The 12,835-nt window shown below is 35.4% G+C and carries 15 protein-coding genes; 14 read left to right on the forward strand and 1 reads right to left on the reverse strand.

The annotated features are described in order from the left end of the window. Positions 1-117 precede the first annotated feature (117 nt). From rsmD to JHK64_RS04385, 10 genes are all read left to right on the forward strand, one after another. Positions 118-657, forward strand: coding sequence for a 16S rRNA (guanine(966)-N(2))-methyltransferase RsmD (gene rsmD / locus JHK64_RS04340; protein WP_199567776.1), 540 nt, complete (start codon positions 118-120; stop codon positions 655-657). Then, positions 647-1,147, forward strand: a complete 501-nt coding sequence (gene coaD / locus JHK64_RS04345) for a pantetheine-phosphate adenylyltransferase (RefSeq protein WP_199567777.1) — start codon at positions 647-649, stop codon at positions 1,145-1,147. The genes rsmD and coaD overlap by 11 nt, the downstream gene beginning before the upstream one ends. Beyond that, positions 1,125-2,165, forward strand: coding sequence for a SepM family pheromone-processing serine protease (locus JHK64_RS04350; protein WP_199567778.1), 1,041 nt, complete (start codon positions 1,125-1,127; stop codon positions 2,163-2,165). The genes coaD and JHK64_RS04350 overlap by 23 nt, the downstream gene beginning before the upstream one ends. Before the next feature lie 198 nt (positions 2,166-2,363). Beyond that, on the forward strand, positions 2,364-2,954 hold the full coding sequence (locus JHK64_RS04355; protein ID WP_199567779.1) for a YutD family protein: 591 nt from the start codon (positions 2,364-2,366) through the stop codon (positions 2,952-2,954). Next, positions 2,951-4,015 carry a dual-specificity RNA methyltransferase RlmN gene (gene rlmN / locus JHK64_RS04360; RefSeq protein ID WP_199567780.1) on the forward strand — a complete coding sequence of 355 codons (1,065 nt, stop codon included), beginning with the start codon at positions 2,951-2,953 and terminating at the stop codon, positions 4,013-4,015. The genes JHK64_RS04355 and rlmN overlap by 4 nt, the downstream gene beginning before the upstream one ends. A 117-nt stretch (positions 4,016-4,132) precedes the next feature. After that, positions 4,133-4,600 (forward strand): VanZ family protein, encoded by a 468-nt coding sequence (locus tag JHK64_RS04365; RefSeq protein WP_246450900.1) that lies wholly within the window; start codon positions 4,133-4,135, stop codon positions 4,598-4,600. A 296-nt stretch (positions 4,601-4,896) separates the two neighbouring features. Further along, positions 4,897-6,237: a dihydrolipoyl dehydrogenase gene (gene lpdA / locus JHK64_RS04370; RefSeq protein ID WP_199567782.1), complete on the forward strand. Its 1,341-nt coding sequence runs from the start codon at positions 4,897-4,899 to the stop codon at positions 6,235-6,237. A gap of 180 nt (positions 6,238-6,417) precedes the next feature. After that, complete coding sequence (locus JHK64_RS04375) at positions 6,418-7,341, forward strand: thiamine pyrophosphate-dependent dehydrogenase E1 component subunit alpha (protein WP_373880455.1); 924 nt, start codon at positions 6,418-6,420, stop codon at positions 7,339-7,341. 18 nt (positions 7,342-7,359) lie between these two features. Beyond that, on the forward strand, positions 7,360-8,391 hold the full coding sequence (locus JHK64_RS04380; RefSeq protein WP_199567783.1) for an alpha-ketoacid dehydrogenase subunit beta: 1,032 nt from the start codon (positions 7,360-7,362) through the stop codon (positions 8,389-8,391). 14 nt (positions 8,392-8,405) lie between these two features. Beyond that, the gene (locus JHK64_RS04385; RefSeq protein WP_199567784.1) at positions 8,406-9,638 is read left to right on the forward strand and encodes a dihydrolipoamide acetyltransferase family protein; all 1,233 of its coding nucleotides are present in this window, start codon (positions 8,406-8,408) and stop codon (positions 9,636-9,638) included. Positions 9,639-9,936: 298 nt separating this feature from the next. Here JHK64_RS04385 and JHK64_RS04390 read toward each other — a convergent pair whose 3' ends face one another. Then, positions 9,937-10,455: an A24 family peptidase gene (locus JHK64_RS04390; RefSeq protein ID WP_199567785.1), complete on the reverse strand. Its 519-nt coding sequence runs from the start codon at positions 10,453-10,455 to the stop codon at positions 9,937-9,939. A gap of 111 nt (positions 10,456-10,566) precedes the next feature. Here JHK64_RS04390 and JHK64_RS04395 point away from each other — a divergent pair, with 111 nt between their 5' ends. The 4 genes from JHK64_RS04395 (at position 10,567) to JHK64_RS04410 (ending at position 12,792) form a co-directional block, all read left to right on the forward strand. Beyond that, complete coding sequence (locus JHK64_RS04395) at positions 10,567-11,100, forward strand: Dps family protein (RefSeq protein ID WP_199567786.1); 534 nt, start codon at positions 10,567-10,569, stop codon at positions 11,098-11,100. Positions 11,101-11,219: 119 nt separating this feature from the next. Next, positions 11,220-11,429, forward strand: a complete 210-nt coding sequence (locus tag JHK64_RS04400; RefSeq protein WP_199567787.1) for a YqgQ family protein — start codon at positions 11,220-11,222, stop codon at positions 11,427-11,429. Beyond that, positions 11,419-12,390 (forward strand): ROK family glucokinase, encoded by a 972-nt coding sequence (locus JHK64_RS04405; RefSeq protein ID WP_199567788.1) that lies wholly within the window; start codon positions 11,419-11,421, stop codon positions 12,388-12,390. Before JHK64_RS04400 ends, JHK64_RS04405 begins: the two co-directional genes overlap by 11 nt. A gap of 9 nt (positions 12,391-12,399) precedes the next feature. Next, positions 12,400-12,792, forward strand: coding sequence for a rhodanese-like domain-containing protein (locus JHK64_RS04410; RefSeq protein WP_199567789.1), 393 nt, complete (start codon positions 12,400-12,402; stop codon positions 12,790-12,792). Positions 12,793-12,835 lie beyond the last annotated feature (43 nt).

Here is a 12,835-nt window from a genome sequence, read left to right on the forward strand (position 1 = left end):
TAATTTGGAGAACAAAAACATTTTTAAGCTGAATTTAATCCAATATGGTAAAATAATAAACAACAAAGACTAATCAATCGTCTTATCAAAGAAAAAATAGTATCAGGAGGTAATATTTTGAAAGTGATTGCTGGTCAATTTCGTGGTAGACCACTTATTACCCTAGATGGCAAAACCACGCGACCAACCTCAGATAAAGTCAAAGGTGCTATTTTTAGTATGATTGGTCCCTTTTTTGACGGTGGTAGGGCCTTGGATCTTTTTTCTGGCAGTGGGAGTTTAGGCATTGAAGCTGTTTCAAGAGGCATGTCAGAAGCAGTTTTGGTAGAAAAAGATTATCGTGCTCAAAAAGTCATTGCAGAAAACATTAAAATGACTAAGACTAAAAACCAATTGAAACTCTTAAAGATGGATGCTAAAAAAGCATTAGCCCAATTAGATGGTCAATTTGACTTAGTTTTATTAGACCCACCATATGCTAAAGAAGAGATTGTCAAGACGATTTCTCAACTAGAAGAGCTAGGTCTTCTTTCAAAAGATGTGATGATTGTTTGTGAAACAGATAAAACTGTATCACTACCAAAAGAAGTTAGTGATTTTGGAATTTGGAAACAAAAAACTTATGGAATTAGTAAGGTAACCGTTTATGTCAGATAAAATAGGATTATATACAGGCACATTTGACCCAGTCACAACGGGTCATATTGATGTCATTAAAAGAGCAGCAAAGCTAGTTGATAAACTCTATGTTGGTTTGTTTTACAATAAGGAAAAAACCACCTTGTTTTCTAAAGAGCTAAGAGAAAAGATGCTTGTCAATGCTTTGGCAGAATTTGATAATATCATAGTGATAACGTCTAGTAATACCTTAACTGTTGATGTTGCCAAAAAAATTGGTGCCAGTGTGTTGATTAGAGGGATAAGAAATTCTGAAGATTTGAATTATGAGATGGGGCTTGAGTTTTTTAATCATCATCTGTCTTCAACTATTGAAACGGTTTATCTGTTATCAAAACCTAGTTTGCAATCGATTAGTTCAAGTCGTGTGAGAGAATTATTGCACTTTAAGCAAGATATTTCTCAGTTTGTCCCAAATAGTGTCGTAGAAGAATTGGAGAGAATTAGTGAAAACAATAAAACAATTTAAATGGTGGTTCGTTACTCTTTTTACAGTATTATTTATGATTGGTGCGGTTGCGATTCCTCTTCCTTATTACATGGAAACCCCAGGTGGTGCTTATGATATTAGAAGTGTTTTAACCGTTAATGAAACAGATGATAATGATGAAGGTTCTTATAACTTTGTTGCGGTAACTGTGAGTCGTGCTAGCCTTGCACAAATTATCTATTCTTGGCTCACACCTTTTGCAGATATTACAAGTATTGAAGAGACAACCGGTGGCTATAGTCAAGAAGACTACTGGCGTATCAATCAGTTTTACATGGAGACTTCACAAAATAGTGCCATTTACCAAGCCTTAAAGTTGGCTGGGAAAGAAGCTAAATTAGACTATCAAGGGGTTTATGTTCTTAGTGTTTCTGAGGATTCAACCTTTAAAAATGTCCTCAATCTTGCTGATACTGTAACAGGTGTTAATGGTAAAAGCTTTGAGTCTTCACAAGATTTGATTAACTATGTGGGTGGATTAAGCATTGGTGATGATGTTACCGTTCAATACACGTCAAATGGCAATGAGGAAAGTGCTACTGGTAAAATTATAAAACTAGAAAATGGTAAAAATGGTATCGGTATTGGTTTAGTTGATCATACTGAAGTTAATACTGAAATTCCAGTAACCTTTAACACTGAAGGTGTTGGTGGACCTAGTGCTGGCTTGATGTTTACTCTTGATATTTATGACCAACTCATTGATGAGGATTTAAGAAAGGGACGTATTATTGCTGGAACAGGAACCATTGAACAAGATGGTTCTGTCGGTGATATTGGTGGCATTGATAAAAAAGTTGTCTCTGCTGATGAGATTGGTGCTAGCATTTTCTTTGCTCCTAACAATCCAGTGCCTGATGAACTCAAAAAAATAAACCCTGACGCCAAAACCAATTATGAAGAAGCTTTAGAAGCTGCTAAGGCATTAAAAACAGACATGACAATTGTTCCTGTTAAGACAGTGGAAGAAGCGATTGCATATTTAAGAGAACATTAAAAGTGAACGAAATGCAGAAATAAATTATTCTGTGTTTCGTTTTTGTTAGGTAGTTATATCATCAAATATGTTGTTAATCTTTTGTCTTCACTTACAAAAAAAGAAAAATAGTGTATAATGATTAGGTTAAGAAAAATAAATTATCCTTAAATAATAACGTTAAAAATGACCTACAAAAATTAAAACGAAAGGAAGATTATGAGAAAAGAAGTAGACCCTGAATTATTTAATTACAATAAATTTCCCGGTCCTCAATTTGTGTCATTTGATAATATCGTGAAATCAGATGAGATTCAGTTTACCATGCTTGAAAATTTCAAAAATGCTTTTGACACAACCAGTTTTAGCCAACGTTTTTCAGAATTAATGCTGAAATATGATTACATTGTTGGGGATTGGGCGAGCGACCAACTTCGTCTAAAAGGCTTTTATAAAGATGATAAGAAGACGACCAATTCTTTGAAAATTAGTCGTTTAGAAGACTATTTAAAAGAGTATTGTAGTTTTGGTTGTGCTTATTTTGTTTTAGAAAATAAAGAACCAAAAGAGATGCCTAAAGAAGAATTCAAAGGACGTCCTAGAAAACGTAGACCAAGACGTAAAAAATCATCAAATCAAAATTCCAAGGCTTCTCAAACAAATAAAAATCAAAAAGAATCATCCAAAAATCAAAATTTTCAGCTAAAGAAAACAAAACGCAAAAAACAGGTTAAAAATCAACAAAAAGAGAAGTCTCAAAAAAATGGAGACAATGAATTTATTATCAGGAAAAAAGGAAATAACAAATGAAACCTTCTATATATGGGCTCACCCGTGAAGAAGTGATTAAGTGGGCATTAGATAACGGTGAAAAAAAGTTTCGTGCCAAACAAATATGGGATTGGTTGTATCGTAAACGTATTCAACAATTTGACGAAATGACAAATGTTTCTAAGGTTACCATTGATAAATTAAAGGAGCAGTTTTGTCTTAACCCACTAACTCAAAAAATTGTTCAAGAATCTTCTGACGGTACTGTCAAGTACTTGTTTGAATTACCGGATGGCATGTTGATTGAAACAGTATTGATGAGACAACATTATGGCTTATCAGTTTGTGTGACAACACAAGTTGGTTGTAATATTGGTTGTACGTTTTGTGCGAGTGGTCTCATTAAAAAACAAAGAGATTTAACAAGTGGAGAAATAACTGCTCAAATCATGCTGGTTCAAAAATACTTTGATGACAGAAATCTAGGTGAGCGCGTGAGCCATGTCGTGGTGATGGGGATTGGCGAACCATTTGACAACTACAAAAATGTCCTCTCCTTTTTAAAAACGATTAATGATGACAATGGGCTTGCTATTGGTGCTCGTCACATCACTGTTTCAACCTCTGGTTTAGCACACAAAATAAAAGAGTTTGCTAATGAAGGGATTCAAGTGAACTTAGCTGTTTCTCTTCATGCCCCTAATAATGACTTAAGAACTAGCATTATGAAGATTAATCGCGCTTTTCCGCTTGAGAAATTATTTGATGCCATTCATTACTATATTCAAACAACCAATCGTCGAGTGACATTTGAATACATCATGTTAAATGAAGTCAACGATAGTGTTAAAGAAGCAACTGAGTTGAGTCAGTTATTAAAAGACATTAAAAAATTGTCCTATGTCAACTTAATCCCGTATAATCCAGTGTCAGAGCATGATCAATACAGTAGAAGTCCCAAAAATCGAGTATCGGCTTTTTATGATGTTCTAAAAAAACATGGCATTAATTGTGTGGTGAGACAAGAACATGGTACAGATATTGATGCAGCCTGTGGTCAATTAAGATCAAAAACAATGAAAAAAGAGATGGCTGTATAATGGCAACCTGATATAAAAAAATGATAGTTGATGTCGTGTCAGTCACAAAGGAGGAAAGAAATTTTGAAAAAGGCATTTGATCAGAATTTTACTCTAAAACCAAACTATCGTCTTTTGATGTTCTTTTTGGTGGGTCTTTACGCTCTATTCATTGGTCTACTTTGTTTTACCCCTCAAATCAACATTTCAGGCTTTGAAACACCCGGAATAGAGCATTATGGTCGTGTTGTAGTTCTTTTAACACCTTTTAACTCCTTAATTAATGCTGGCCAAGCAAATAATGTTTGGGAATTTCTTTGGATTATTTTTCAAAATGTCACCAATGTTTTCTTGCTCTATCCACTTATTTTAGGACTCTTATTTTTGTTCCCCAAATTAGGATCAGTTAAAAAAATTGCTCTACTTAGTTTTCTACTCAGTTTAGGAATTGAATTGACTCAAATCCTTTTAGATATTTTAATTGAAGCTAATCGTGTTTTTGAAATTGATGACTTATGGACCAATACCCTTGGTGGTTTATTAGCTCTGCTTACTTATAATTGGATGAAACATCAGCATCAACGTCATAAAAAACCTCTGTCTTAACAGAGGTTTTTTATGATGACATGTTTTTTTAAAGAAGATTAATTGTTTTATCAAAGAATATCAAGATTTAAATGAAACGGATTAGGAGAGTAAATGGAAATACACAGTTCTCAATCTACTAAACAACTATTTCAGCTGCTTAAACACAAAAAATAGAGTGATTATATAAGATAAACAATTTCTTGTCCTTGACTCAATAATTTGGGCTATTTTTTTGAATTTATATTTTAGAGTGCTATAATTAAATTGAAGAAAACGTTTTCTATTTTTTGCTACTTTAAGAAAGGAGTGAAAAAGTGAAACAATATGACATTTTAATTATAGGTGCAGGACCAGGTGGTTATGTAGCAGCGGAAGAAGCAGCTAAAAATGGGAAAAAGGTAGCCGTTATTGAGCGCTCTAAAATAGGCGGTACCTGTTTAAACGTAGGTTGTATCCCGTCCAAAACCTATTTACAACACAGTCACTGGCTTCAAACATTTAAGGAAGCCGAGCAATTTGGTATTCATTCAGAAATAAGGAGGATTGATTTTTCAAAGTTAGTTGATCGTAAAAATCAGGTTGTATCAACTTTACAAGCAGGAATTCATTCAACCTTCAAAGGCTTAGGCATCGATTTTATTGAAGGAGAAGCTGAATTTGTCAAAGAGAAACAGTTTAAAGTCAATAACCAACTGTTTTCAGGGAAAAACATTATCTTAGCAACGGGTAGTCATCCCTATGTTCCACCAATCAATGGTATTGATAAGGTTTCCTATCTAACAACTGATACTTTTTTTGATGTCAAAAAATTGCCTCAAAAATTGGTTATTATTGGCGGTGGTGTTATTGCTATTGAATTAGCCTTTGCCATGGCACCATTAGGTGTTGATGTAACAGTTGTTGAAGTGGCTCCAGAAATTTTATTAACAGAGGATGACGCTGCTCGTAAAATCATCAAAAAAGAATTAACATCTCATTTGGGTGTTAAGATTTTTGAGCGTGCCAAAATTCAAATGATTACAAAGGATAAAGTACTTTTAGAGTCTAAAGAAATTGCTTATAGTCATTTACTAGTTGCGACTGGACGTAAACCTAACCTTGATTTAGTGCAAGCAATGGGGCTAGAGTTAACCAGCCGACAATTTGTAAAAGTGGACGATTATTATGAAACCTCTCAGCCAGGCGTCTATGCTATTGGCGATCTCATTGAATCGTACATGTTGGCTCATGTTGCTAGTAAAGAAGGCATCAAGGCTGTTAAAGCCATTTTAAGAAATGCCGAGGAAGTACTTGATCAAACATCAGTTCCCAGAGCGTTATATACCAATCCTGAAGTAGCCTCTTTTGGCTTATCAGAAGCAGAAGCCAAAGAAGCTGGCTATGATCCAATTGTTAAGGAACTTCCTTTTTCTTACAATGGTCGAGCTATTGCTTCAAATGAAACGAAAGGATTTGTCAAACTGATTTCAGAGAAAAAATACCATCAAATTTTAGGAGCTGTTATTGTTGGACCTCATAGCACGGATTTGTTGCAGAGTCTCATTCTTTTGAAAGATACTGAAGCTACTTATGACCAGGTCGTTGAATCTATTTTTGCCCATCCTACAGTCTCAGAACTTATTCAAGAAGTCTCAAAAAATGTCGTTACCCAATAAATCTAGAGTATTTGTGAAGGAGGATTTATGATGTCACATTATCAAGACTTACCAAAAGAGTTGATGGCGTCAAAACGTCAACTGAATACGTTTGAAACGTTTGATGTTACCATTAAAACTGTTGATGATTTACAAGTAGGAGATATCCCAAAAGAAAAAATTAAATCCATCTATAAGACAATGTGGGATATCCGCAATTTTGAAGAGAGTGCCCGTCGCTTCTTTGCAGCTGGGGACATTCCAGGATTTGTTCATTTATATGCTGGTGAGGAAGCTATTGCTACCGGCGTTTGTGCCAGTCTAACAGATGAAGATTATATTACTTCAACACACAGAGGCCATGGTCATTGCGTGGCAAAAGGTGGAGACCTTAAAGGGATGATGGCAGAGATTTTTGGTAAATCTACTGGTCTCGGTAAGGGTAAAGGTGGCTCCATGCATATTGCTGATTTAGATAAGGGAATTCTAGGAGCTAACGGAATGGTTGGTGGCGGTTTTGGATTAGCTATCGGAGCTGCCATGCGAAATAAATATCTGAAAACGGATAGTGTAGCGGTATGTTTCTTTGGAGAAGGTGCAGCCAATGAAGGAAACTTCCATGAATGTTTGAATATGGCCTCTATTTGGAAACTTCCTGTTGTCTTCGTTAACGAAAACAACATATTTGCAGAATCAACACCTCAATGGTATTCATCTGGTTCCCCAACAATTGCTGAAAGAGCTTTAGCATATAATATGCCTGGCGTTCGTGTCAATGGCAAAGATTTATTTGCTGTTTATGAGGTTGCTAAGGATGCTATTGAACGCGCTCGCAGTGGTCAAGGTCCAACTTTAATTGAAGCGGTAACTTACCGTAATTATGGACACTTTGAAGGGGATGAACAGAAATATAAGGCTCCAGAAGGGCTTGAAAAAGACTGGGCTGATGTAGATGCTTTAGATGTTTTCAAGGATTATGTTTTGAAAGAAGGTTTACTCACAGAAGATGAGCTTTCAGAAATTGAGAAAGAATCTGAAGATGATATAGAAGCCGCTATTGCATTTGCCCAAGAAAGTCCAATTCCTAAACCAGAAGCCTTATTAGAAGACGTCTTTGCAGAATAATATGAAGGAGGATTTACAATGTCTAGACAAATATTATTTATGAAGGCCATTAATGAAGCACTTGATCAAGCAATGGCAAAAGATGACACTGTGGTTCTACTTGGAGAGGATATAGCTGGTGGTATCACGGTAAATCATCTTGAAAATGAAAATCAAGAGGCTTGGGGAGGTGTTATGGGCGTCACTAAAGGCTTAATGCCTAAATATGGTCGTGATCGTGTCATTGATACCCCAATATCAGAACATGGTTACATGTCTGCTTCTGTAGGGATGGCCTTAACAGGTTTACGACCAGTCCCTGAATTAATGTTTAATGACTTTATCGGTTTTTGTTTTGATGCTTTATTAGGGCAAGGATCAAAAATGCGCTATATGTTTGGTGGCAAGGCAAAAGTTCCAATGACTGTCAGAACTATGCATGGTGCAGGGGCGTCTGCAGCAGCTCAACACTCAGGCTCATACTATGGTCTTTTTGGTTCAATACCTGGAATCAAGGTAGTTGTTCCAGCAACACCATATGATGCTAAGGGATTATTGTTATCAGCTATTGAAGACGATAATATCGTTATTTTCTCAGAAGATAAAACCTTATATGGTATGAAAGGTGATGTGCCAGAGGACTATTATACTGTTCCAATTGGAAAAGCTGAAGTAAAAAGAGAAGGGAAGGACTTAACAATTGTCACCATTGGTAAAATGTTATATGTTGCTTTTGAAGTGGCTGATATGCTTGAAAAAGATGGTATTTCAGTTGAAGTTATTGATCTTCGAACAGTTGCTCCATGGGACAAAGAAACTATCATTGAATCAGTTAAGAAAACTGGCCGATTAATTGTGGTTGATGAAGCTAATCCTCATAACAACACTGCAACTGATATTGCTTCTGTTGTTACGGATGAAGCATTTGATTATTTGGATGGCCCAATTAAATGTGTTTGTGCTCCAAATGTACCCGTTCCATTTGCTTCAAATCTTGAACAAATGTATATCCCTGATGCTCAAAAAGTATTAACTATTGCTTCTGAACTCATTGAAGATTTGAAAGCATAGAAGGGAGGTACATTATGGCTAAAGAAGTAGTAATGCCCAAACTTGGACTAACCATGACAGAAGGTGTCATTGACAATTGGTTAGTTAAAGAAGGAGATACTGTTTCAACTGGACAACCCATCTTAGAAATTAGTTCAGAAAAATTAACCAGTGATGTTGAAAGTCCAGCATCTGGAACGGTCTTAAAGATTCTTTATCATGAAGGAGACACTGTCAAATGTAAAGAACCAATAGCTTTCATTGGACAAGAAGGGGAAGAAGTTTCAGCACAAGAGAAACAAGAATCGCAAGTAGAAACTGAAAAACAGTCAACTAAAAAAGATATAACAACCTCTAATACAGCCAAAGAAGTAGCAGGCAAAGGTTCAGGTTCAGATCGTATTTTCATTACCCCTTTAGCAAAGAAAATTGCTAAAGAAAAAGGCTATAGGATTGAAGAAATCCCTGGAACTGGCGGAAATGGTCGTATCACAAGAAGGGATGTTGAGAACTTTAAACCAAGCGAAAAAACAAGTTCAGACACTATCTTACAAGCTCAGACCGGAAATGATTACGTTTACGGTTCTGGTCTAGAGGGCATGCGTAAGACGATTGCAACAAGAATGATGTCTAGTCTGCAAAATGCTGCTCAACTCACCATACACAGAAAAGCAGACATTACCTCATTACTTGATTTTCGTGTAGAAATTAAAGAACGTGTCAAAACACCATTAGAAAATGGTGAACTTGGCATAACAACATTACTCACTAAGGCAGTTACTAAAGCATTGAGAAATCATCCAAATATCAATGTTTGGTATGCTAATGGTCAATTAATTAACAACGAGGAAATTCATATTGGTATAGCTACCTCACTTGATGATGGACTTGTTGTACCAGTCATTAAAAATGCTGATAAAATGACATTATCAGAATTAGGTCAGTCCATTAAAGATTTGTCAAATCAGGCTCGTAAAGGCACACTTCCTTCAAACCTTTATTCTGGTTCAACATTTTCAATTACTAACCTAGGATCAGCAGGTATTGAATATTTCACTCCAATTCTTAATTCACCTGAAGTTGCTATCTTAGGAGTTGGACAAAGCCAAAAACAACTGGATTTAGATTCAAATGATCAAGTGATTAAAAAATCTTATCTCCCACTCAGTCTAACATTTGACCATCAAATTATTGATGGGGCACCTGCTGCAGAGTTTTTGGCAAGTGTTATTGACTATTTAGAAGATCCTTACCAACTGCTATTTTAATCAAAAGGAATGAATGCTTATGACAATTCCAATGAGATTTAGTTCTTGACGTAGGGTAAATGATTAAGGGTATCGCATCCATAAAATGAGACTCTAGAAAACACTTCTGATGAATTTTAATAAAATCAGGAGTGTTTTACTATGGTCAAAAACGACATGACATTTAACACGACACTAATCTTTAATATCATCAAAAAACCAACCTCTTTTTTCAAATCAGGAGATTGGTCTTAATAGATTTTTCTTTTATCCAACTGTTTTGGCAGTGCGAAAGATGTTTTATAATAACTTTTATGATTTAAAGAACAAGGCAATAAGCCAATGTCAAAAAAGGAATAAAGGCGATGATTTTTTTGTTGTTATGACTTAAGAAAATGACTACTATTCCCATTAAACTTGCCAGTTGAATGAGCCAAGAGAGTTGCCAAATGGTGATGGTTAAACTGATAGTGCTGAGATAAAACAAATCACCACTTCCTATTTTAATATCCCGAAATTCTGCTAAAAGAGCTAGTAAAAATAAAATAAAAGCAGTCAGTGTTATAGGATAAAAAAGGAGTGTACTCAAAGTTAATATCATCCAAATGATTAAAGGATATTCCTGATAAAAAATATCATAAAAACTGAGTAATAAACTAAAGCCAATGATTGCGATATGAGTGTTAGTGAAGCTTGTGCTTGTCCATTTATAGGCTAAGATGGTAATTATTAATCCAGCGAATAGCATTAATAAGTCCATTTTTAGTTTTAAAGGTTTAGTTTTTTTAGTGATTAATCCTTTTTGCCAGTGGTGTAATTGCTTGGTGAAATAGGTCATAATTCTTTATTCGAAAAATAGTTCTAAAACAATCAAAACAGTTGCTTTTTAATCAGAAAAGCGTTACAATAAAAAATGTAAATAATAATAATTCTAAATAAGGAGAGAAATATGAGTACAATTAGTGTTGAAAAAATTTATGCATCAGTCGTTCATAATGTCACAAAAAAAGAAGGAACTGTTAGTAATGCTAAAACAAAGGCTGTTTTAAATCAAACAGTCGCAGACCTTTCTAAAGCAGCTTCTATTGTTCACCAAATTCACTGGTATATGAGAGGAAGAGGTTTCTTCCACCTTCATCCAAAAATGGATGAATTAATGGATGGTTTAAATGAACATCTTGATGAAATTAGTGAACGCTTGATTACTATCGGAGGAGCACCTTATTCTACTCTTAAAGAATTTGATGAAAATTCTAAATTAGAAGAAGTGCCTGGTTCTTTTGATAAAACCATCGAAGATCACTTGAATCGTTTGGTAGAAGTTTATAGCTACTTAGCTAACCTTTACCAAGTAGGTTTAGATGTGACTGATGAAGAAGGTGATGATCCTTCAAATGATTTATATGTTGCAGCTCAAACAGACGCTGAAAAAACATTGTGGATGCTTCAAGCAGAACTTGGGAATAAGCCAGGAATTAGATAATTACAATCAAAAAAGTCTAGGATAAATATCCTAGGCTTTTTGTTGTTTACAAAATTATGTTATAGAAACCGATTGCATTACATCTTGAAAAAATAGGTTCTTTTTGATAAAATCAGTATATGAAAACACTTTATGATGTGCAACAGCTATTAAAGCATTTTGGGATTTTTGTGTATCTTGGGAAAAGACTTTATGATATTGAGATGATGAAAATTGAGTTGGAAAGACTCTATGATAATGGCTTAATTGAAAAAGAAGATTACCTGATTGCTGAATTGATTTTAAGGCGAGAGCACAGGATAGAAGAGGAAAAGGAACATGGCAAATAAGCTACTAGGAATTGATTTAGGTGGAACCACTATTAAATTTGGTATTTTAACACTTGAAGGTGAAGTTCAAGAAAAATGGGCTATTGAAACCAATATCTTGGAAGAGGGTAAACATATTGTTCCTGATATTATTGCTTCCATTAAACATCGTTTGGAACTATATGGCTTAACCAAAGAAGATTTTGTTGGTATTGGAATGGGTTCTCCTGGCGCTGTTGATCGTCAGTTGAAAACGGTGACTGGGGCCTATAATCTTAACTGGTCAAAGACTCAAGAAGTAGGCTCAGTAATTGAAAAGGAAATTGGCATTCCTTTTGCAATTGATAATGATGCTAATGTTGCAGCTCTTGGAGAACGTTGGGTCGGAGCTGGAAACAACCATTCGGATGTTGTTTTTATGACTCTTGGAACAGGAGTTGGTGGTGGTATTATCACTGACGGGAAGCTCATTCATGGTGTTGCTGGTGCAGGAGGCGAAATTGGTCATATGATCGTTGAGCCTACCAATGGTTTTCTTTGCACTTGTGGTAGCCATGGTTGCCTTGAGACAGTAGCCTCAGCGACTGGTGTTGTTCGCGTGGCACGCCAATTGGCTGAAGCATATGAGGGCGACTCAAAGATTAAGCTTGCACTTGATAATGGCGAGGAAGTGACAAGTAAAGATGTTTTTGTTGCTGCTGAGGCTGGCGATGGTTTTGCTAATAGTATTGTTGAAAAAGTGAGTTTTTATTTAGGCCTTGCAACAGCTAATATTAGTAATATTTTAAACCCAGATAGTATTGTGATTGGTGGTGGTGTCTCTGCAGCTGGAGAATTTTTACGTGCTCGCATTGAAAAATACTTTGAGACATTTACCTTCCCTCAAGTCAGACAATCAACCAAGATTAAAATGGCTGAGCTTGGTAATGATGCTGGCATTATTGGTGCTGGTAGCCTAGCCAGTCAATTAATGGAAAAATAAAGGAGAATTATGGATAATAATATTGTGACGATTATACTTTGGATTGGGGTAATCGGTTTTATTGGCTGGACCATTTGGAACTACTTTAGAATTAGAAAAGCCTCTAAATTTATCGAAAATGAAGAATTTACTATCTTGATGAGAACAGGACAATTGGTTGATATTAGAGAACCATCTGTCTTTAAGCGCGAGCACATTTTAGGAGCTAGAAATTTTCCAATCACTCAGTTTAAAACATCCCTGTCAGCTTTAAGAAAAGATAAACCAGTCTTGTTATATGATAGTAATCGTAGTAAAGGAGTTGGTCGAGCAGTTGTAGAACTGAAAAAAGCAGGTTATCAAGAGATTTATGTCCTGAAATTTGGTTATGATTACTGGGATGGAAAAAAGAAAAAAGGTTAAAATGATTAAGAAATCATTAAAAACAAGTGAGTTGTGCTCTCTT

This window comes from Streptococcus zalophi (assembly GCF_016481285.1).
Classification (GTDB): domain Bacteria; phylum Bacillota; class Bacilli; order Lactobacillales; family Streptococcaceae; genus Streptococcus; species Streptococcus zalophi.